Here is a 19575-nt window from a genome sequence, read left to right as displayed (position 1 = left end):
TACCACCGGGGCGACCAGCTCATCCCGGTGCTCACCAACATCAACCTCGACGTGCGGCCGGCCGAGTTCATCTCGCTGATGGGCCCCAGCGGCTCGGGCAAGAGCACGCTGCTCAACCTGATCGCCGGCATCGACCAGCCCACCACGGGCCGCATCCGCATCGGCGGGGTCGATATCGCCTCGCTCAGCGAGGGCGAGCTGGCCGACTGGCGCGCCGCCAACGTCGGCTTCATCTTTCAGTTCTACAACCTGATGCCGGTGCTCACGGCCTTCGAGAACGTCGAGCTGCCGCTGCTGCTGACCAACCTGAGCCGCCGCGAACGCCATGAGCGCGTGGGCACGGCGCTGAGCATGGTCAAGCTCGGCGACCGCATGGACCACTACCCCAACGAGCTCTCGGGCGGCCAGCAGCAGCGCGTGGCCATCGCCCGCGCGCTGGTCACCGACCCCGCGCTGATCGTGGCCGACGAACCCACCGGCGACCTCGACCGCGCCACCGGCGAAGAAGTGCTCACGCTGATGGACCAGCTGCACAGCCAGCTCGGCAAGACCATCGTGATGGTGACGCACGACGCCAAGGCCGCCGCGCGTGCCGGGCGCCTGGTGCACCTTGAAAAAGGCGTGCTGGTGGACGGCGACGCGGCCGATCTCGACGACCACTGAGCCGCCCGCCCAGCAGCCCTTTTGCCTGACCCGCTTTGCCATGTTTTTGTTCCGGCTGCTGCTCAAGAATGCCTTTCGCCATCGGCTGCGCACGCTGCTGACGATGGTCGGGCTGGTGGTGGCCATCTGCGCGTTCGGGCTGCTGCGCACCATCGTCGACGCCTGGTACAACGGGGCGGACGCCACCTCGAGCACGCGGCTCGTCACGCGCAACGCGATCTCGCTGACCTTCCCGCTGCCGCTCAACTACGCCGAACGCATCCGCGCGGTCGAGGGCGTGTCGCGCATCTCGTGGGCCAACTGGTTCGGCGGCATCTACATCACCGAGCGCAACTTCTTCGCGCAGTTCGCGGTGGACCCCGAGAGCTACCTGTCGCTCTACCCCGAGTTCAAGATCAGCGAAGAAGAACGCCAGGCCTTCTTGCATGACCGCCAGGGTTGCGTGATCGGCGCCAAGCTGGCGCGCAAGTTCGGCTGGAAGGTGGGCGACACCATCCCGCTGCGCGGCACGATCTTCCCGGGCACCTGGACCTTCACCGTGCGCGCCATCTACCACGGCGCCGACGCCAAGACCGACGAGCAGCAGATGTTCATCCACTGGAAGCTCGTGGCCGAGAACGTGCGCAAGCGCCTGGGCAACGACGCGGCCGACAAGGTGGGCGTCTACGTGGTCGGCATCAAGGAGCCCAGCGAGGCCGCGGCGATTTCGCAGCGCATCGACGGCATGTTCCGCAACTCGCTGGGCGAAACGCTCACCGAAACCGAGAAGGCCTTTCAGCTCAGCTTCGTGGCGATGAGCGAGACCATCCTGGTGGCCATCCAGGCGGTGAGCTTCATCATCGTGCTCATCATCATGGCCGTGATGGCCAACACGATGACGATGACGGCGCGCGAGCGGCTGGCCGAGTACGCCACGCTGAAGGCGCTGGGCTTTTCGCCGGCCTTCGTGGTGAAGCTGCTGTTCGGCGAAAGCATGCTGATCGCCCTGATCGGCGGCGCGCTGGGCGTGGCCGCCACCTTCCCGCTGGCCCACGCCTTCGTGGGCGTGACGGGCACGCTCTTCCCGGTGTTCAAGATTTCAAGCGTGACGCTGCTGCTGCAGATGCTCGCCAGCCTGGGCGTGGGCGCCATCGCGGCCGCGTGGCCGGCGTGGCGCATGTCGCGCATCGACATCGTTCAGGGGCTGCGCCATGTCGCCTAGCACCCAGTTGAACCGCAGCGCCCTGGCGCCGATGAAGACGGTGCCGCTGAGCTACATCCTGCGCAACCTGTGGGTGCGCCGCGTCACCACCGTGCTCACCGCCGGCGGCATGGCGCTGGTGGTGTTCGTGTTCTCGGTGGTGCTGATGATGAGCGAGGGCATCCGCGCCACGCTGGTCGCCACCGGCCAGCCCGACAACGTGATGGTGCTGCGCAAGGGCGCGGGCGCCGAGATCAACTCGGGCATCGGTCGCGACCAGGCGGCGGTGATGTCCACCCTGCCCGGCATCGCCACCGACGGCGCGGGCCGCAAGTTGTTCTCGCCCGAACCGGTGGTGCTCAACAGCCTGCCCAAGCGCAGCAACGGCAAGCCGGCCAACATCACGGTGCGCGGCACCTCGGCCGACATCGTGCTGACGCTGCGCCCCCAGGTACACCTGACGCAAGGCCGCATGTTTCGCACCGGCACCTCCGAGATCATTGCCGGCAGCGCCGTGGCGCGCGGCTTCGCCCGGGTCGAGATCGGCCAAACGCTGCACTTCGCCGGGCGCGACTGGCTGGTCGTGGGCCTGTTCGACGCGGGGCGCAGCGGTTTTGATTCCGAGATCTGGGGCGACGCCGAGCAGATGCTGCAGGCGTTTCGGCGCAGCGGCTATTCGAGCGTGGTCTTCAAGCTGGCGGATACCGACCGCTTCGAGGCCACGCGTGACGCCATCGAGTCCGACCCGCGTCTGACCATGGAGGCCAAGCCCGAGCAGCGCTTCTACGCCGAGCAGTCGGAACTGCTCAGCAAGTTCATCCGCTACCTGGGCTTGTTCTTGTCGGCCATCTTCTCGATCGGCGCCATCGTGGGCGCCATGATCACGATGTTCGCCGCCGTGGCGCAGCGCACCGGCGAGATCGGCACCCTGCGCGCGCTCGGCTTTCGGCGCGGCGCAGTGCTCATGGCCTTTCTGGGCGAATCGCTCGGGCTGTCGCTGGTGGGCGGCCTGATCGGCGTGGGGGGCGCGTCGTTCATGCAGAACGTCAACATCTCGACCACCAACTTCCAGACGTTTTCCGAGATCGCCTTCCGCTTCCAGCTCACGCCGTCCATCGCCATCGAGACGCTGCTGTTCTCGCTGTTCATGGGCCTGGTGGGCGGCTTCATCCCGGCCTGGAACGCCGCGCGCATGAACATCGTCGATTGCCTGCGGGCCGCCTGACGCCACCACCGCCCGCGCGATGTCCACCCCGCCCGCCACCAAGCCAGCCGCGTCAGCCGACCGAGCTCGCGCGGCGCTCAACGGCGTGAGCGGGCTGCTGCCGCTGTGGCGTTTTCTGCGCCCGCACCGCTGGCGCGTGGCGGCCGCCGGCTTGTCGCTGCTGGGTGCGGCCCTCACCACCCTGCTCATGCCCCTGGCCCTGCGCCAGTTGATCGACCAGGGTCTGGTGGCCAGCGACGCGGGGGCGCAAATCATGGCCTTGCGCGGCCACTTCCTGACCTTGGCCCTGTGCGGCGCGGCCTTGGGCCTGTGCTCGGCGGCCCGCTTCTTCAGCGTGACCTGGCTGGCCGAACGAGTGGCCATCGACTTGCAACAAGCGCTGTACCGACACGCCCTGCAGCAAAGCCCCGCCTACTTCGACCGCACCCCGGCGAGCACGGTGCTGTCGGCCATCACCGCCGACACCACGCTGATCCAGACCGTGCTGGGCTCCAGCCTCGGCCTCGGCGTGCGCAATGCGCTGCTGGCACTGGGCTCGCTGCTGCTGCTGATCTGGACGGCGCCGGGGGTGATGGCGCAGGTGCTCGGCTTATTGATCGTGGTGGTGCTGCCCGCACTGGCGGTTGAGCGCTGGATCAACCAGTTGGCGCGCGTGGCGCAAGACCGCCTGGCCGAATCGACCGGCGTGGCCAGCGAGGCGCTGCGCGGCCTCACCGTGGTGCAGAGCTACGCGCAAGAACGCTTCGAAGCAGGCCGCTACCGCGCCGCCGTGGGCCGCGCCTTGCAGGCCATGACGCGCTACATCGGCGCGCGCTCGCCGCTGATGGCCTTCAGCATCTGCGCCATCTTTGCGTCGATGCTGTGGGGGCTGTACCAGGGCATGCACGAGGTGATGGCGGGCCGCATGAGCGCGGGCACCTTCGGGCAGACGGTGCTGTTCATCATCGTGCTGATCGGCGGCATCTCGGGCCTGACCGATGTGTGGGGCGAGCTGCTGCGCGCATCGGTGGCCACCCAGCGGCTGATGGCGATGCTCGCCGCCCGCTCGCCGATCGAGTCGCCCGTGTCACCCCAGGCCCTGCCTGCCGTGGCAGGCGGCGCACGGGTGCAGCTGAACCACGTCACCTTCCACTACCCGGCCCGGCCGCAACACCCCACGCTGCACGAGCTGACGCTCGACATCCGCCCCGGCGAAACCGTGGCGCTCGTGGGCCCGAGCGGAGCCGGCAAGAGCACGGTGTTCCAGCTGCTGCTGCGCTACTTCGATACCCAAGGCGGACATGTCCTGATCGACGGCGTGGACGTGCGCCAGGCCGACCTGACCGCCCTGCGCCAGCGCATCGCCCTCGTGCCGCAAGACAGCGTGATCTTCTCGGCCAGCGCGCTCGACAACATCCGCTACGGCCGGCCGGATGCCACCGACGCCGAAGTGATGGCCGCCGCCCGGGCCGCGCACGCCGATGAGTTCATCCGCGCGCTGCCGCAGGGCTACGACACGTATCTGGGCGAGCGCGGCGTCAACCTGTCGGGCGGCCAACGCCAGCGCTTGTCCATTGCCCGCGCCATGCTCAAGAACGCCCCGCTGCTGCTGCTCGACGAAGCCACCAGCGCGCTCGACACGGCCAGCGAACGGGTCGTGCAAGCCGCACTCGACGCGGCGATGCAAGGCCGCACCACCCTGGTCATCGCCCACCGGCTGAGCACTGTGGTGCACGCCGACCGCATCGCGGTGCTCGACCACGGCCACCTCGTCGACATCGGCCCGCACGCCGAGCTGGTGCAGCGCTGCCCGCTGTATGCCCAGCTGGCGGCAGCGCAATTCGGCGAGGCGGCCCCGCCTAAAATCCGGGCATGAGTACCGTCACCACCCGCCCCGTCCGCTCGCAGTACGAAGATTTCATGCGCCACGTCTACACGACGGGCGTCGCCAAGACCGATCGCACCGGCACCGGCACCAAGAGCGTGTTCGGGCACCAGATGCGCTTCGACTTGCGCGAAGGCTTTCCGCTGGTGACGACCAAGAAGGTGCACCTCAAGTCGATCATCGTCGAGCTGCTGTGGTTCTTGCGCGGCGACAACAACGTCAAGTGGCTGCAAGAGCGTGGCGTGTCGATCTGGGACGAATGGGCGCGCGAAGACGGCTCGCTCGGCCCGGTCTACGGCGTGCAATGGCGCTCGTGGCCCACGCCCGACGGCGGGCACATCGACCAGATCAGCGAGGTCGTCAACACGCTCAAGAGCAACCCCGACTCGCGCCGCATCATCGTCAGCGCCTGGAACGTGGGCGAGATCAGCAAGATGGCTCTGCCGCCCTGCCACGCGTTCTTCCAGTTCTACGTGGCCGAAGGCCGCCTGAGCTGCCAGCTGTATCAGCGCAGCGCCGACATCTTCCTGGGCGTGCCCTTCAACATCGCCAGCTACGCGCTGCTCACCCACATGCTGGCGCAGCAATGCGACCTCGAAGTGGGCGACTTCATCTGGACGGGCGGCGACTGCCACGTCTACAGCAACCACACCGAGCAGGTCGAACTGCAACTCAGCCGCACGCCCTACCCCTACCCGGTGCTGAACATCAAGCGCAAGCCGGCGTCGATCTTCGACTACGAATTTGAAGACTTTGAAGTGCTCGACTACCAACACCACGCGCCCATCAAGGCGCCGGTGGCGGTTTGAGCAAGCGAGACACGATGAAGCTCGGTTTGATCGCCGCCGTGGCCCGCAACGGCGCCATCGGCAAAGACAACGCGCTGCTGTGGCACTTGCCCGAAGACCTGAAGTTCTTCAAGCGCACCACGCTCGGCCACCCGGTCATCATGGGCCGCAAGACCTTCGAGTCGATCGGCCGCGCGCTGCCGGGCCGCCGCAACATCGTCATCACCCGCAACGCGGCGTGGCGGCACGACGGGGTGGACGTGGCCGCGTCGCTGGACGCCGCCCTGGCGCTGCTGGCCAAGAGCACCGAGGCACTGGCCGACGAGCCCTTCGTGATCGGCGGCGGCGAGATCTACGCGCAGGCGCTGCCGCGCGCCGACGTGATCGTGCTGACCGAGGTGGACGCCGAGTTCGACGGCGATACCTTCTTCCCCGCGTGGGACCGCTCCGCGTTCATCGAGGCCGCGCGCGAGTCACACACCAGCCCGCAGGGCTGGCCCTATCACTTCGTGACCTACCAGCGCCGGGCCTGAGCCCGCGTCAACCCACGCGCGGCGTGGCTCGCTCGATGATGGCGTGGCAGTCGATGCCGCGCGGCAAGGTGCCGTATTGGCGGTCGCCCACGCCATCGAGACGCGAGGCACAGAAGGCATCGGCCACCATCGAGGGCGCGTGCTGCACCAGCAAGGCCGCCTGGATCGCCAAGGCCATCTGATCGACGACGTGGCGGGCGCGGTATTCGAGATCGCGCAGATCGGTGAACTCGCGCTGCAGCGCGGTCACGTAGTTGTCGAGCGTGGCGTTCGCGCCGCGCGCCTTGCCGACTTCAGCAAAGAAGGCCTCGACCACCGCTGGCGTCTTCTGCATGGCGCGCAGCACGTCGAGGCATTGCACGTTGCCGCTGCCTTCCCAGATGGCGTTGACGGGCGACTCGCGGAACAGCCGCGGGAAGGGGCTGTCTTCCATCACGCCGCTGCCGCCGATGCATTCCATTGCCTCGTAAGCATGCTGCGGCGTGCGCTTGCAGATCCAGTACTTGCCGACCGCCGTCACGATGCGCGCCAGCAGGTCTTCGTGCGGGTCGGCGCGGTTGTCGAGCGCGCGGGCCACGCGCATGGTCAACGCCAGCGAGCCTTCGTGTTCGAGCACCAGGTCGGCCAGCACGTTCTGCATCAAGGGCTGCTGGTTGAGCACCTTGCCGAAGGCCGAGCGGATCGAGCAATGGTGCAAGGCCTGCGACACCGCCATGCGCTGCCCGCCGGTCGAGCCGATCATGCAATCGAAGCGGGTCATCGACACCATGTCAATGATGGTGCGTACGCCACGCCCTTCTTCGCCCACCATCCAGCCCAGCGCGCCGCGCAACTCGGTCTCGCTCGACGCGTTCGAGACGTTGCCCATCTTGCGCTTGAGGCGCAGCACCTGCAGCGGGTTCTTGCTGCCATCGGGCCGCCAGCGCGGCACCAGAAAGCAGCTCAAGCCGCCCGGAGCCTGCGCCAGCATCAGAAAGGCATCGCTCATCGGGGCCGACACGAAGTATTTGTGCCCCACCAGCTCGTAGGCCTGGCCCGGCCCGCCCACGCCCACGGGGTAGGCCTGCGTGGTGTTGGCGCGCACGTCGGAGCCGCCCTGCTTTTCGGTCATGGCCATGCCGATGGTCAGGCCGGCCTTTTGCGCGTCGGGCACGTTGCGGGGGTCGTAGACACGCGCGGTGATCTTGGGCTCCCACAGCGCGGCCAGCCCAGGGGTGTGCCGCAGCGCGGGGATGGCCGCAAGCGTCATCGTGATCGGGCAACCGTGCCCGGCCTCGACCTGAGCCTGCAGATAAAAGTGCGCCGCGCGCGCCACGTGGGCGCCAGGACGAGGGTCGGTCCACGGCGACGAGTGCAGGCCGTGCTCGATGGCCGTCTTCATCAGCGCGTGATACGCCGGATGAAATGAGACCTGATCGATGCGGTTGCCAAAACGGTCGTGCGTGTCGAACTCGGGGCCGAAGCGATTGGCCAGCACGCCGAGCTCCAGATAGTCGGCCGAGCCCGCAAGCGCCCCAAAGCGCTGCAGAGACTCGTGCGCCCAGCCCCCGCCCTCACGCTGCACGGCCGCCAGCAGCGCCGCGTCTTGCGCATACAGGTTCACATCGACCAATTCGCGCGACACGTTCACCACCTCGTGCGTGTCGGCGCTGCCACGAGCAGCAATCAAGGTTGCCGATGAAGAGGAAACAGACACCGCGGGCATGGTGGACTCCTTGAATTAGAACATTACACAACAATCACATTTATAGCAGCAAATGTAATTTATGACGAGACCTCACTCGGAGCCCGACGCCTTGACCAATCACGCCGAGGCCGCATCCTTCAACTGTTCTGCGCTGACAACTTAATGACAATCATTCTCATTTCATGTAGGATGACGACATTCGCAACTCCAATCTATCCTGATCATGTTTCACGTTCGCACTCTCGCGGCCTGCGTGCTGGCCCTGCCCCTGATTGCCCAGGCCGTTGAATACCCCATTGGGGCCCCCAAGAACATGGCCGGCATGGAGGTCGCCGGGGTGTATCTGCAACCCGTCGAGATGGAGCCCGAAGGCCACATGACCAAGGCGGCCGAATCGGACATCCACCTCGAAGCCGACATCCACGCGCTCGACACCAACCCGAACGGCTACCCGGAGGGTTCGTGGATTCCGTATCTGCTGGTGAAGTACGAGCTCACCAAGGCCGGTTCGAGCGAGGCGATTCGCGGCGACATGATGCCGATGGTGGCCAGCGACGGACCGCATTACGGCGATAACGTCAAGCTCAAGGGGCCGGGCAAGTACCACGTGAAATTCACCGTGTATCCGCCCAACGCCAAAGAAAACCCGACGCATTACGGCCGCCACACCGATCGCGCCACGGGCGTGCGCCCCTGGTTCAAGCCTTTTGATGTCGAGTGGGACTTCACCTTTGCTGGCGTCGGCAAGAAGGGCGGCTACTGATCATGCGTGCCTTTGCCTTCGCCCCCTGCGCCGTGGCGCTGGCCTGTGCCGCGCTGGTAGCGCCCGCGCAGGCTGCCGGGCCTGATTCGGCTGTGTGGGCCGAACTCAAAAAGCTCACCCAGCGACTCGAAGCCGTCGAGGCCGAGAACCGCGCCCTGCGCCAAAAGCTCGCCGCACCGGCAACCGTCGCGGCACCGGCTTCGTCGCCCGCCAACGCGGGCAACATCGAGCAACGCGTGCAGGCGCTCGAGGATGCCCAGGCGCAAGCCGAGAAATCGCTGTCGAGCGAGCGCATCAGCGAAACCGAACCCGAGCTGATCACGCGACTGAAGGCGGTCGAGTTCCAGACGCTGTCGATGCAAAAGCAGGCGCGCCAGATCGAGGCGGTCGAGGGCGTTTCGGTGAGTGCCAGCCTCACAACCGTGTTGCAGCAAGCGCAATCCGAGGCGCTGGCCGATCCGGCGACGGGCGGCAGCCGCGCCAACTACCGTGGCGATATCGCGGTCACCCTGCCGGGTGGCTCGATGGGCGATGTTGAAGGCAACATCTTCGTGCAGGCGCGATTCGGGCAGGGCGATGGCCTGGGCCTGCGCCCGACGTATACGGGCACGGCCAACAGCACCACGTTCCGCATGGGCATGGCCGATCACCCCGAAGACGCCGCGGCGCACATCGCCCAAGCGTGGTATCGGCTCAGTTCGCCGCTGGGCGACGTCAAGCGCGATTCGCGCGAGAGCGCCTCGCTCACCTTCGGCAAGATCGATCCGTTTGTGTTCTTCGATCAAAACGCGATTGCCGACGACGAAACCACGCGCTTCATGAACAACGTGTTCGTGCACAACCCGCTGCTCGACTCGGGTGGCGACGCGGGCGTGGACGCCTATGGTTTCGCGCCGGGCGCAATTGCGTCGTACAGCAACGTGCGCCAAAAGGGCGGCGAGTGGGATGTCTCTTTGGGTGCGTTCGGCTCGGGCAGCGGCTCGGCGTTCAATGGCCCGTTGAGCAAGCCGTTCATGATCGCGCAGGCCGCGTTGCACACGCGCTTCAACGCGCTGCCCGGCCAGTGGCGGCTGTATGCCTGGCACAACGGGCGCGGCGGCAATCTCGATGGCAGCGAGGCGCGGCATGCGGGCTGGGGGCTGTCGTTCGATCAACGCGCCACCGACACCCTCACGGTGTTTGGCCGCTTTGGCAAGCAGATGTCGGGCACGACGCGATTCGATCGCGCGATCACGTTGGGCGGCGAGATCAACGGCGATCCGTGGGGCCGTGGCGCCGATGCCATCGGCGTGGCAGCCGGCGTGCTGCGCACGAGCAAGGCGTTTTCGGCCAATGGTGCAACGCTGGATGCCGATGGCGATGGCCAGCCCGATTACGGCTACAACCCGGCCTCGTCGGAGCGCGACTTCGAGCTTTACTACCGCTGGCACGTCAACGGCAATTTCTCGCTCTCGCCTGACTTCCAGCTGATTCAGCGCCCGGGCGCCAACGACTCGGCCGAGACGGTGCGGGTGCTGGGTCTGCGTGCACGGGTGGGGTTCTGATCATGATGCGCCGCGCCTTGCTGATCGCCCTGGCAGCGCTGCCGGCCTGGCTGGCAACGCCCAGCCGGGCCGACGAAACGATGCCCACCTTCCAGATCGTGATGAAGAACGGCCGCATCGAGCCCACCGAAATCGTGATCCCAGCCAACACGCGGGTGAAGCTGCTGCTGCGCAACGAGGGGCCGGGCGCCGAAGAGTTCGAGAGCACCGATCTCAAGAAAGAAAAAGTGCTGGCGCCGGGCGCTTCGAGCTTCTTGATCCTCGCCCCGCTCAAGCCGGGCACCTACCGGTATTTCGGCGATTTCCACCCCCAAACGTCGCAAGGGCGCATCGTCGTGCGCTGATATCGCCAGCGCATGCATCGCGCCAGATGGGCAGCCCGCTGCCGTCAAGCTGAGATTGCATGAAGACCATCGCCATCATTCCCGTTGTTGATCGCCCACCGCGCCCGCGTGGCGCACTGGCCCGCCTGGGCGACGCCATGGCGCGCCACCGTGGCGTGATCCTGGCCCTGCAGTGGATCGTCGTGCTCGCGTACGCCGTGCTGGTGGCCGTGCCGGCGTTCATGCCCTTGCCCGACGAGCACACCCGCATCCTCAACAGCCTCACGCGCTTTGCGCAGTTTGCGTTCTGGGGCGTCTGGTGGCCGTTCGTGATCGTGTCGATCATGGCTCTGGGCCGGGTTTGGTGCGGCGTGCTGTGCCCCGAGGGTGCACTGTCCGAGTGGGCCAGCCGACACAGCCTGGGGCGGGCGATTCCGCGCTGGATGCGCTGGCCCGGCTGGCCGCTGGTGGGCTTTGCCGGCACCACGCTGTATGGCCAGATGCTCAGCGTGTACGACTACCCGGCGCCCGCCGCGCTGATTCTGGGCGGCTCGACGCTGGCCGCCATCGGCATCGGCTTGGTATACGGGCGCAACAAGCGCGTGTGGTGCCGCTACCTGTGCCCGGTGAGCGGCGTATTTGCGCTGCTGTCGCGGGTGTCGCCGCTGCATTTCAAGGTGGATCGCGAGGCCTGGCGCGCGTATCCGCAGCGCGTGCCGGCCCCCGATTGCGCGCCGCTGCTCAACGTGGGCGCCATGACGGGCGCGGCGCAGTGCCATCAATGTGGACGCTGCAGCGGTCACCGCGATGCGGTCGAGTGGCGCTGGCGCTGGCCAGGCAGCGAGATTCTGGCCAGTCGCGCCAAGGACATCGCCCGCTACGAAATCGCCCTGCTGCTCTACGGCACCATCGGCATGGCCTATGGCGCTTTCCAGTGGAGCATGGCGCCCTCGTTCGTGGTCGCCAAGCAAAAGCTGGCCGAGTGGCTGATCGAGCGAGACATTCTCTGGCCGTTCGACGACAGCGCGCCGTGGTGGGTGCTCACGCACTACCCGCAAGCGTCTGACGTTTTCACCTGGCTCGATGGCGCCTGCATCGTGGGCTGGATCGCGCTGCATGCGCTGGTGCTGGGGGCGACGGCCCAATGCTGCCTGTGGCTTGCCGCTCGTCTGGCGCGACTCGACATGCGCCGGCTGGCGCTGGGGCTGGTGCCCGTGGCCGGCGGCAATCTGTTTCTGGGGCTGTCGATGCTGACGCTGTCGCAACTGCGCGCCGAAGGTATCACCTTCAACGGCGTCGCGACCGCCCGCGCGCTGGTGCTCGCGCTCATGACCACGTCCGCGCTGGCGCTCGGGGCCGCCCTGCTGCGACAAGCCCGCCCAGGCGCCACGCGCGCGCTTGCCGCATTCGCGCTGTACGCCGCCCCGGTGCTCGGCTTCGCCGCGCTGTGGGCGAGGGCCTTCGGGTGGTAGGCTTTTCGCCCATGAAACTCGCCACCTGGAACGTCAACTCGCTCGCCGTGCGTCTGCCGCAACTGCTGGATTGGCTCGCCGCCCAGCAGCCCGATGCGCTGGTGCTGCAAGAAACCAAGCTCACCGACGACAAATTTCCGGCCGACGCGCTGGAGGCCGCGGGCTACGCCGCGCGGTGGTTCGGGCAAAAGACCTACAACGGCGTGGCGCTGCTGGTGCGCCATCCGCTGCAAGCCACCGAGGTGATGAAGAACATCCCGGGCTTTGCCGATGAGCAAGCCCGCGTGATCGCCGGCACGGTGGGCAGCGGCGACGCGGCCGTGCGCGTGATCGGCGCCTACTTCCCGAACGGACAGGCGCCGGACTCGGAGAAATTCGTCTACAAGATGGCTTGGCTCGACGCCCTGCAAGCCTGGGTGCGCGACGAACTCGCGCGCCACCCGCGTCTGGCGCTGATGGGCGACTTCAACATCGCGCCCGACGACCGCGATGTCTACGACCCCATCGCCTGGGCCGGGCAGATTCACTGCACGCCGCAAGAGCGCGCGCACTTCCAGGCACTGCTCGACCTCGGCCTGAGCGACGCGTTCCGCCTGTTCGATCAACCGCCCAGAAGCTGGAGTTGGTGGGACTACCGCAACCTCGCATTCCGCAAGAATCAGGGGCTGCGCATCGACCACATTCTGCTCAGCGACGCACTGCGGGGCGCGGTCACCGCCTGCCACATCGACAAGGCACCGCGCAAGAACGAGCGCCCCAGCGACCACGCGCCCGTCGTCGTTGAGTGGTGACGGCGCCCGCCGTCAGCCAGCCCGACGCTGCATCTGCCGCGAAGCCACGGTGATCAGGGCGATCGCGCCGCCGTAAAACAGCAGCTGCATGCCCGAGGGCTGAGCGTCGTAGCCCACCAGCGCATGCAGCACCGCCCCCCAGGCAGACTGCATCGACAGCCAGGGCGAGGTGTCCCACAGCGGCACAGACCAGGCCTCCAGCCACCCGACCTGACTCAGGGCGCGCGCGAGCTGGCTGGCGATCGACCCGGCCAGCAGAATCATCAGCCACTGGGTCAAGCCAAACAAACGATGCGCGGGCACGCGCGACAACCCGAAATAAAGCAAAGCACCCGCCGCGGCACCCGCAGCCAGCCCCAGCACGCAGCCAATCAGCATGCCGTGCCCAGACGGGCCCGACGCGGTGACGTAGCCGCTGACGAACAGCACCGTTTCAGCCCCTTCGCGCAGCACGGCCAGCCCGGCCACCAGCGCCAGATCCCAGGGCGCGCGCTGTCCGACCTCCACCGAGCGCCCCAATTCCCGAGCTTCCCGCGCCATGCCGCGCGCATGCACGGGCACCCACACGCAATGCCAGACCAGCATCGACAACGCCAGGCCCAGCACGCCCACGTTGACCCAGTCCTGCCCCATGCCGTCAGCCCAGGCTCCGACGCGATCAGCCAAGGCCGCCAACGCCAACGCCCCGACGAAACCCGACGCAACACCGCCACCCAGCCAGCGCGACCGCCCGGCCACCCCGCGAGTCGCGGCGGCCACGATGCCCACGAAGAGCGCGGCTTCCAGCGTCTCACGGAACACGATCAACACGGCGCCCACGGTGTCGGGCCCCCACCACCCCAGCGTGCTCATGCCGATCACTTCGCCACGAGCACGCAGCTGGCTCGCCCGATCAATCCACCGAGGCGTGCCGCTGCCGTTCCACGCATTTGCTTGAGAGCCGTCATGGTTTCGTCCATTCATCTGAGAATCGTTCGCATTATCAGACAAATACCCCACTCGCGCGACTGGCGTCGGTAATCTCGCACAGCGGGCGCGTGGTTTCCCTGCCCCGTCCGCGATCCGATCGGGATAGCTTGGAAGCGTGTCCGGAAGCTTCAGGAGCCCGCCATGAGTCTGCGCACCACTTGTTTCAAGCTTGCCGCGTTGGCGGTGCTGAGTCAGGCGACTCCGACCGTCGCCAGCGAATACGACCCCACCCAGCTGGCCTTGGCCCACGCGATCTACGACGCGTCACCGCAGTGGGTGCACGACCATCGCCCGCAAGCGCTGCTCAAGGCGGTGGTGGTGCTGCACGTCAAGCTCGATGGCGACGATCGCCTGAGCGCCGACGTGATCCGCACCAACGATCAGCAGCCGCAACTGCTGCAACGCGCCATCGAAACGGTGCAACGAACCCGCGTCGGCTCGCTGCCCATGCACCTGCGCGACAAGCTCAACCACGGCGGGCTGATGGAAACCTGGCTGTTCGACAACGACGGCACCTTCCAGGTCAAGACGCTGGCCAAGGCCCAGATGGGGCTGTGACGCCGTCGCGGATGCGCCCACTCAGACGCGGCGCAACCGGCTGGCGTATTGCTGGCGAAAGTGCTGCACCTTGGGCGCGATCACGTACGCGCAATAGCCCTGGTGCGAGTGCCGCTCGAAATAGCGCTGATGCTCGGGCTCGGCGGGGTAGTAGCTGCGCAAGGGCGCCAGCTCGGTGACCAGCGACGCGTCGAACACGCCGTCGCGGGTCAGCTCGTCAACCAGCTCGCGCGCCACCCGCTCCTGCTCGGCGTCGTGCCAGTAGATGGCGGAGCGATATTGCGTCCCGACGTCGTGGCCCTGGCGATTCAAGGTGGTCGGGTCATGGATCGAGAAAAACACCCCGAGCATCGTGCGGTAGTCAATCAGGGCTGGATCGAAGGCCAGTCGGATCACCTCGGCATGGCCGGTCTGGCCGGTGCAGACCTGTTCGTAATCGGGATGCTCGATCTGGCCGTTGGCGTAGCCGCACTCGACCGACGCCACGCCCTCGAGCTGGCTGAACACCGCGTCGAGGCACCAGAAACAACCGCCGGCCAGCGTGGCCTGTTGCAGCTCTGCCATGCACCCTCCTGAGTGAAACCCTCATTCTGCAAGCCCCACCTCCGGCCTGAAAAAGAAAGACACTACGGGTCGCGCGGATCCGCCACGGTCGCCCGCGACCAGACTTGCGCACGGCCCTCGCCGCCTCATTCGTCCTCACTCATCTGCCTTGATCTATATATGTTCGGACTCGAAAGCTGGAAGCCTCTTCTCTCTGCCCTGCTCCTGCCGCCGGTGCCGCTGATCCTGCTGATGCTGATTGGCGCGCGCCTGATCCTGCCCCGGCGGGGCCTGGGCTTCTTTCTCGTGCTGTTCAGCGCCACACTGATGTGGCTGACCAGTTGCCAAGGCGTCGGGCGCTGGTTGCAGAACTTCTTGCTGCATCCCCCCATCGCATTGCACCAGGACGACCTGGATCGCCTGCGCGGCCAGGCGACGTCCGAGGGCAAGACGCCGCGCACCGCCATCGTGGTGCTGGGCGGCGGACGCGTGCCACGGGCGCCGGAATATGGGGTATCTGACCTGACCGCCCCCTCGGCCGAGCGCCTGCGCTATGCCATGTGGCTGAGCCGCCAGACCAATCTGCCGGTGGCTTTCAGCGGCGGCGTGGGTTGGGCGCAGATCGAAGACGCCCAACCCGAAGCCGACATTGCCGCCCGCGTGGCACAGCAGAGCTATGGCCGCGCCATCAAGTGGGTCGAAACCGGCTCCCGCGACACCCGCGGCAACGCCGCTCTCACGGTCAACCTGCTCAAGCCGGCCGGCATCACCGAAATCGTGCTGGTCACCCAAGCGGTTCACATGCCACGCGCACTGCGGGCCTTCACGCAAGCGGCCGGCCCGGACATTCGCGTCACCCCGGCGCCGATGGGCGCGTTCACCGCCACCGACCGCCCCGAGTTGGACTGGATCCCCAGCATCGAAGGCTTTGCCGCCGTGCGGATGGCCCTGCACGAGTTGATGGGCCTGGCGGTACACGCATACTGAGTCGCCCCAGAAAAACGAAAGCCCCCCGGCCTTGCGACCGAGGGGCCGGGTGGCTTCAAGCCACCATCGAGGCCCAAGAGAGATGAAGTCTTGAGACTCAGGCGCGCAGAGACTGCGTCCTACAAGTTGCCTGCAACAGGCGACTCAAAGTTACCTGAGCGCTTTGAGCGGAGCAAGGCCATTCGTCACTGAATCGCCAAAAACTTCAGCGCCCCGACATCAGCCGGCTGAACAGATCGTCCACCCGCTGCTCCACCTCGCTCGGCATCGTGATCACCCGCCCCCACTCGCGCGACGTCTCGCCTGGCCACTTGTTGGTGGCGTCCAGCCCCATCTTGCCGCCCAGGCCGGACACCGGCGAGGCGAAGTCGAGGTAGTCGATCGGCGTGTCGCTGACCAGGGTGGTATCGCGCACCGGGTCCATGCGGGTGGTGATGGCCCAGATCACGTCCTTCCAGTCGCGGATGTTCACGTCGTCGTCCGTCACCACGATGAACTTCGTGTACATGAATTGCCGCAAGAAGCTCCACAGCCCGAACATCACCCGCTTGGCATGACCGGCGTAGGCCTTCTTGATGCTGATCACGGCCATGCGGTAGCTGCAGCCTTCGGGCGGCAAATAGAAATCGACGATTTCCGGAAACTGCTTTTGCAGGATCGGCACGAAGACCTCGTTGAGCGCCACGCCCAGCACGGCCGGCTCGTCGGGCGGCTTGCCGGTGTAGGTGGAGTGGTAGATCGGATCACGGCGGTGCGTCATCCGCGTCACCTCGAAGACCGGGAACCAGTCCTGCTCGTTGTAATAGCCGGTGTGGTCGCCGTAGGGGCCTTCAAGTGCATATAAATAGCCGCCGCGCTCCTTGAGCGGCACGCCGGCCTCGCTGACGCCCGTAAAACCGGGCGCGGCGGTCGGGATCTGCCCTTCGAGCACGAACTCGGCGCTGGCCGGCACCTGCAGCCGCCATTCGCCCTCGCCCACGGTGGTATCGGCCACCTCGGTGCGCCCGCCGCGCAGCAAACCAGCAAATTGGTACTCGCTGAGCGTGTCGGGCACCGGCGTCACGGCCCCGAGGATGGTGGCCGGGTCGGCGCCCAGCGCCACCGCGATCGGGAACGGCTGCCCCGGGTTGGCCAGCGCGAACTCGCGAAAGTCCAGCGCCCCGCCACGATGGGTCAGCCAGCGCATGATGACCTGCCGTCGCCCGATGACCTGCTGCCGGTAGATGCCGAGGTTCTGCCGACGCCGAGGGTTAACCCCCGATTGCGGGCCGCGTGTCACAACCAAACCCCACGTGATCAGGGGGGCGGCATCCTCGGGCCAACACCATTGCACGGGCAGCCGGGTCAGGTCTACCTCCGCCCCCGGCACCACCACCTCCTGGCAGGCTGGTGAGCGCACCCGAGAGGGCTTCATGTCCCACAACGCTCGGGCCATCTGCAGCAGCTTGCCGGCGTCCTTCAAGCCCTTGGGCGGCTCGGGCTCCTTCAGGCTGGCCAGCACGTGACCAATGTCACGCAATTCGCTGATTTGGCTGGCGCCCATCCCTAGTGCCACGCGCTCTGGCGTGCCGAACAGGTTGCCCAGCACCGGGGTACCGCAAACCTGCCCGTCGACCACGGGTTGCTCGAACAGCAAGGCCGGTCCGCCAGCCCGTAACACCCGGTCACAGAGGGCGGTCATTTCGAGCCGGGTGGAGACCGGCTGAGCCACTTTTTGGAGCTCGCCGCGGCTTTCCAGGCCCTGGATGAAGTCCCGAAGGTCACGATATTTCATATTTATATTCACATAAAGACGCTACTCTTTATGCTTGACTGGTTATTTTTACGCTACCTAGAATCCGCCCGAATTCAGCAATACCCCGGGTGAACCCTGGCTTTTCTGCGAGACAAGAAAGCCGCTTGAAGCGTCCGACGAGACGCCACCCCACCCGGGATCGCCCCGCCCCGCAAGAGGGCTCCAGCATGGTTCTGGCCAACGACGGGCGATTATGAAACGCAGACGGCACGGCATCCGGCAACGGGGTCTCGGCGTCGGCGCGAAAGGACGAGAAATGTCAAAGTTCGAGATAACGCGGGCGGGACGTCGCAGTATCCAGTCCCTCGGCGTGTTCTTGATGGACACGTGGCAGGGCTTGGTGGTCGTCAGCCATCACGCCCTTTTGTTGGTGGGCTTGGCTGCGGCCGGCTTGGTGGTGTTCGTGGCCAGCCGTGCCGATGTGCGCGACCAAATCGAGACCCAGACGCTCGGCTGGCTGCAGGCCCGCGAGCAAGCCCGTGTCCAGCAAGACACCGCCAGCAACTTCGCGGCCACGTTGGCCAATGCCCTGGCTGAGCCGCTGGCCAGCGAGCGCGCCACGGCTGCCGACCCGGCCGAGCTCAGCCGCCAGCAAGCTGCCGTGGCCTACTGGCTGTCGCGCCGCTATCACGTGGCCCCCGAACCGGTCAGCCGCCTGGTGCAAGAAGCCTGGAGCGTGGGCAAGCAGGCACATCTGGAGCCCACCCTGATCCTGGCCGTGATGGCGATCGAGTCGGGTTTCAACCCGTTTGCCCAGAGCCCCGTCGGCGCCCAAGGCCTGATGCAGGTCATGACCCGCGTGCATGACGAGAAGTACGAAGCCTTCGGCGGCATGCGCGCCGCCTTCGACCCGGTGACCAACCTGCGGGTCGGTGCCCAGGTGCTCAAGGAATGCATCGCCAAGGCCGGCAGCCTGGAAATGGGCCTCAAGTACTACGTGGGCGCCGCCAATCTGGAAGACGACGGCGGGTATGCCGCCAAGGTGCTGTCCGAACAGGCGCATCTGCGCGACATCGTGGCCGGCCGCGCCGTGCCGGTCAACGCGCCGCAACTGACGGCAGTGCAGCCCCAAGACCGCAGTCCCAGCCGCGATGCGGCCGCTGAAGTCCACCAGCCTGCGGCGGTTCAGCCAGCCGCCTCCTCGGTGGCGCAGCTGCACGCCCTGCCCTCGCAACGGCTGGCGCTGGCCCCCTGAGGCCTGCGGCAACGTCGACAAATCCCGACGGTGGCTTGTGCCCGGCACCCCACGGGCCGAGCTGCCTCCGCTACACTCCAACCCTCCGCGCGACTGGCGATAACGGCCCAGCCTTTGCAGGCTTCGGGCCCAGGTGGTGAACCACCGGGAAGCGCGGTCCGTCAGCCCCTGGTGGCCGACGGGTTCAAGCCGTTCGCCTGGGCAGCCCTCCGACACGAGCCTCGCTCGGCGTCCGGGCTCTTCTATCAAGAGGACTGCCATCCATGTTTGACCGCACCCAATCCACCGTTGCCAACGTCGACCCCGAAATCTGGGCCGCCATCCAGGCCGAGAACACCCGCCAGGAAGAACACATCGAGCTGATCGCGTCTGAAAACTACGCGTCGCCCGCCGTGATGGCCGCCCAAGGCAGCCAGCTCACCAACAAGTACGCCGAGGGCTACCCCGGCAAGCGCTACTACGGCGGCTGCGAGAATGTGGACGTGGTCGAGCAACTGGCCATCGACCGCCTGAAGGCCTTGTTCGGCGCCAACTTCGCCAACGTGCAGCCCAACTCGGGTTCGCAAGCCAACCAGGCCGTGTTCTTCGGCCTGCTGCAACCGGGTGACACCATCATGGGCCTGAGCCTGGCCGAAGGCGGCCACCTGACCCACGGCATGCCGCTCAATATGTCGGGCAAGTGGTTCAAGGTGGTG

At 66.8% G+C, this 19575-nt stretch carries 17 protein-coding genes, 2 pseudogenes and 1 riboswitch; of the genes and pseudogenes, 15 read left to right on the top strand and 4 right to left on the bottom strand.

Annotated features, from left to right (window positions below; genetic code table 11):
* Positions 1 to 72: 72 nt before the first annotated feature.
* From ACE3SS_RS04830 to ACE3SS_RS04805, 6 genes and pseudogenes are all read left to right on the top strand, one after another.
* Positions 73 to 663 (top strand): annotated as a pseudogene (locus ACE3SS_RS04830) (ABC transporter ATP-binding protein); the annotation flags it as partial.
* A gap of 40 nt (positions 664 to 703) precedes the next feature.
* Entirely contained in the window at positions 704 to 1864 is a 1161-nt protein-coding gene (locus ACE3SS_RS04825; RefSeq protein WP_374591909.1) for an ABC transporter permease, read from the top strand.
* Positions 1854 to 3068, top strand: a complete 1215-nt coding sequence (locus ACE3SS_RS04820; protein ID WP_374591907.1) for an ABC transporter permease — start codon at positions 1854 to 1856, stop codon at positions 3066 to 3068. Before ACE3SS_RS04825 ends, ACE3SS_RS04820 begins: the two co-directional genes overlap by 11 nt.
* Before the next feature lie 19 nt (positions 3069 to 3087).
* Positions 3088 to 4923, top strand: a complete 1836-nt coding sequence (locus tag ACE3SS_RS04815) for an ABC transporter transmembrane domain-containing protein (protein ID WP_374591905.1) — start codon at positions 3088 to 3090, stop codon at positions 4921 to 4923.
* Positions 4920 to 5741: a thymidylate synthase gene (locus ACE3SS_RS04810; protein ID WP_374591903.1), complete on the top strand. Its 822-nt coding sequence runs from the start codon at positions 4920 to 4922 to the stop codon at positions 5739 to 5741. The genes ACE3SS_RS04815 and ACE3SS_RS04810 overlap by 4 nt, the downstream gene beginning before the upstream one ends.
* Before the next feature lie 14 nt (positions 5742 to 5755).
* Positions 5756 to 6253 (top strand): dihydrofolate reductase, encoded by a 498-nt coding sequence (locus ACE3SS_RS04805; protein WP_374591902.1) that lies wholly within the window; start codon positions 5756 to 5758, stop codon positions 6251 to 6253.
* Between the two features lie 7 nt (positions 6254 to 6260).
* On the opposite strand, the gene ACE3SS_RS04800 is transcribed toward ACE3SS_RS04805, so the two are convergent.
* A complete protein-coding gene (locus ACE3SS_RS04800) occupies positions 6261 to 7958 on the bottom strand; it encodes an isovaleryl-CoA dehydrogenase (RefSeq protein WP_374591900.1) in 1698 nt (565 codons plus the stop codon).
* A gap of 205 nt (positions 7959 to 8163) precedes the next feature.
* On the opposite strand from ACE3SS_RS04800, the gene ACE3SS_RS04795 reads away from it, so the two are divergent.
* The 5 genes from ACE3SS_RS04795 to xth are packed head-to-tail and all read left to right on the top strand — an operon-like array spanning position 8164 to position 12833.
* Positions 8164 to 8703: an iron transporter gene (locus ACE3SS_RS04795; RefSeq protein ID WP_374591898.1), complete on the top strand. Its 540-nt coding sequence runs from the start codon at positions 8164 to 8166 to the stop codon at positions 8701 to 8703.
* A 2-nt stretch (positions 8704 to 8705) separates the two neighbouring features.
* Positions 8706 to 10247: a carbohydrate porin gene (locus ACE3SS_RS04790; protein ID WP_374591896.1), complete on the top strand. Its 1542-nt coding sequence runs from the start codon at positions 8706 to 8708 to the stop codon at positions 10245 to 10247.
* 5 nt (positions 10248 to 10252) lie between these two features.
* Complete coding sequence (locus tag ACE3SS_RS04785; RefSeq protein ID WP_374591943.1) at positions 10253 to 10591, top strand: cupredoxin domain-containing protein; 339 nt, start codon at positions 10253 to 10255, stop codon at positions 10589 to 10591.
* Between the two features lie 59 nt (positions 10592 to 10650).
* Positions 10651 to 12042, top strand: coding sequence for a 4Fe-4S binding protein (locus tag ACE3SS_RS04780; protein ID WP_374591894.1), 1392 nt, complete (start codon positions 10651 to 10653; stop codon positions 12040 to 12042).
* Between the two features lie 11 nt (positions 12043 to 12053).
* Complete coding sequence (gene xth, locus ACE3SS_RS04775; RefSeq protein ID WP_374591892.1) at positions 12054 to 12833, top strand: exodeoxyribonuclease III; 780 nt, start codon at positions 12054 to 12056, stop codon at positions 12831 to 12833.
* A gap of 12 nt (positions 12834 to 12845) precedes the next feature.
* On the opposite strand, the gene ACE3SS_RS04770 is transcribed toward xth, so the two are convergent.
* Positions 12846 to 13685, bottom strand: coding sequence for an FTR1 family protein (locus ACE3SS_RS04770; RefSeq protein WP_374591890.1), 840 nt, complete (start codon positions 13683 to 13685; stop codon positions 12846 to 12848).
* A gap of 258 nt (positions 13686 to 13943) precedes the next feature.
* Here ACE3SS_RS04770 and ACE3SS_RS04765 point away from each other — a divergent pair, with 258 nt between their 5' ends.
* A complete protein-coding gene (locus tag ACE3SS_RS04765; RefSeq protein WP_374591888.1) occupies positions 13944 to 14360 on the top strand; it encodes a hypothetical protein in 417 nt (138 codons plus the stop codon).
* A gap of 21 nt (positions 14361 to 14381) precedes the next feature.
* Here ACE3SS_RS04765 and msrA read toward each other — a convergent pair whose 3' ends face one another.
* Positions 14382 to 14924: a peptide-methionine (S)-S-oxide reductase MsrA gene (gene msrA, locus ACE3SS_RS04760; RefSeq protein ID WP_374591886.1), complete on the bottom strand. Its 543-nt coding sequence runs from the start codon at positions 14922 to 14924 to the stop codon at positions 14382 to 14384.
* Positions 14925 to 15083: 159 nt separating this feature from the next.
* Between msrA and ACE3SS_RS04755 the strand changes: the two genes are divergently transcribed.
* Positions 15084 to 15890, top strand: a complete 807-nt coding sequence (locus ACE3SS_RS04755; protein ID WP_374591884.1) for a YdcF family protein — start codon at positions 15084 to 15086, stop codon at positions 15888 to 15890.
* Positions 15891 to 16095: 205 nt separating this feature from the next.
* Here the strand turns inward: ACE3SS_RS04755 and ACE3SS_RS04750 are convergent, their stop codons facing one another.
* Positions 16096 to 17664 (bottom strand): UbiD family decarboxylase, encoded by a 1569-nt coding sequence (locus ACE3SS_RS04750; protein WP_374591882.1) that lies wholly within the window; start codon positions 17662 to 17664, stop codon positions 16096 to 16098.
* Positions 17665 to 18004: 340 nt separating this feature from the next.
* Between ACE3SS_RS04750 and ACE3SS_RS04745 the strand changes: the two genes are divergently transcribed.
* A complete protein-coding gene (locus tag ACE3SS_RS04745; protein ID WP_374591880.1) occupies positions 18005 to 18880 on the top strand; it encodes a transglycosylase SLT domain-containing protein in 876 nt (291 codons plus the stop codon).
* Positions 18881 to 18959: 79 nt separating this feature from the next.
* Positions 18960 to 19090, top strand: a riboswitch (ZMP/ZTP riboswitch).
* 53 nt (positions 19091 to 19143) lie between these two features.
* A pseudogene (gene glyA / locus ACE3SS_RS04740) lies at positions 19144 to 19575 on the top strand (serine hydroxymethyltransferase); the annotation flags it as partial.

The sequence above is a fragment of the Aquabacterium sp. genome, assembly GCF_041915145.1.
GTDB lineage: Bacteria > Pseudomonadota > Gammaproteobacteria > Burkholderiales > Burkholderiaceae_C > Aquabacterium.
The sequence above is the reverse complement of the archived record's forward strand: the minus strand, read 5'-3'. Positions and strand labels throughout refer to the sequence as shown.

Bases quoted from the DNA above. Each gene is read 5' to 3' on its own strand.
- ACE3SS_RS04780 (WP_374591894.1), top strand. From the start codon at position 10,651: ATGAAGACCATCGCCATCATTCCCGTTGTTGATCGCCCACCGCGCCCG.
- ACE3SS_RS04770 (WP_374591890.1), bottom strand. From the start codon at position 13,685: ATGAGCACGCTGGGGTGGTGGGGGCCCGACACCGTGGGCGCCGTGTTG.
- ACE3SS_RS04745 (WP_374591880.1), top strand. From the start codon at position 18,005: ATGGACACGTGGCAGGGCTTGGTGGTCGTCAGCCATCACGCCCTTTTG.
- ACE3SS_RS04755 (WP_374591884.1), top strand. From the start codon at position 15,084: ATGTTCGGACTCGAAAGCTGGAAGCCTCTTCTCTCTGCCCTGCTCCTG.
- ACE3SS_RS04795 (WP_374591898.1), top strand. From the start codon at position 8,164: ATGTTTCACGTTCGCACTCTCGCGGCCTGCGTGCTGGCCCTGCCCCTG.
- ACE3SS_RS04820 (WP_374591907.1), top strand. From the start codon at position 1,854: ATGTCGCCTAGCACCCAGTTGAACCGCAGCGCCCTGGCGCCGATGAAG.
- ACE3SS_RS04750 (WP_374591882.1), bottom strand. From the start codon at position 17,664: ATGAAATATCGTGACCTTCGGGACTTCATCCAGGGCCTGGAAAGCCGC.
- ACE3SS_RS04790 (WP_374591896.1), top strand. From the start codon at position 8,706: ATGCGTGCCTTTGCCTTCGCCCCCTGCGCCGTGGCGCTGGCCTGTGCC.
- ACE3SS_RS04785 (WP_374591943.1), top strand. From the start codon at position 10,253: ATGCGCCGCGCCTTGCTGATCGCCCTGGCAGCGCTGCCGGCCTGGCTG.
- ACE3SS_RS04810 (WP_374591903.1), top strand. From the start codon at position 4,920: ATGAGTACCGTCACCACCCGCCCCGTCCGCTCGCAGTACGAAGATTTC.
- ACE3SS_RS04825 (WP_374591909.1), top strand. From the start codon at position 704: ATGTTTTTGTTCCGGCTGCTGCTCAAGAATGCCTTTCGCCATCGGCTG.
- ACE3SS_RS04765 (WP_374591888.1), top strand. From the start codon at position 13,944: ATGAGTCTGCGCACCACTTGTTTCAAGCTTGCCGCGTTGGCGGTGCTG.
- ACE3SS_RS04815 (WP_374591905.1), top strand. From the start codon at position 3,088: ATGTCCACCCCGCCCGCCACCAAGCCAGCCGCGTCAGCCGACCGAGCT.
- msrA (WP_374591886.1), bottom strand. From the start codon at position 14,924: ATGGCAGAGCTGCAACAGGCCACGCTGGCCGGCGGTTGTTTCTGGTGC.
- ACE3SS_RS04805 (WP_374591902.1), top strand. From the start codon at position 5,756: ATGAAGCTCGGTTTGATCGCCGCCGTGGCCCGCAACGGCGCCATCGGC.
- xth (WP_374591892.1), top strand. From the start codon at position 12,054: ATGAAACTCGCCACCTGGAACGTCAACTCGCTCGCCGTGCGTCTGCCG.
- ACE3SS_RS04800 (WP_374591900.1), bottom strand. From the start codon at position 7,958: ATGCCCGCGGTGTCTGTTTCCTCTTCATCGGCAACCTTGATTGCTGCT.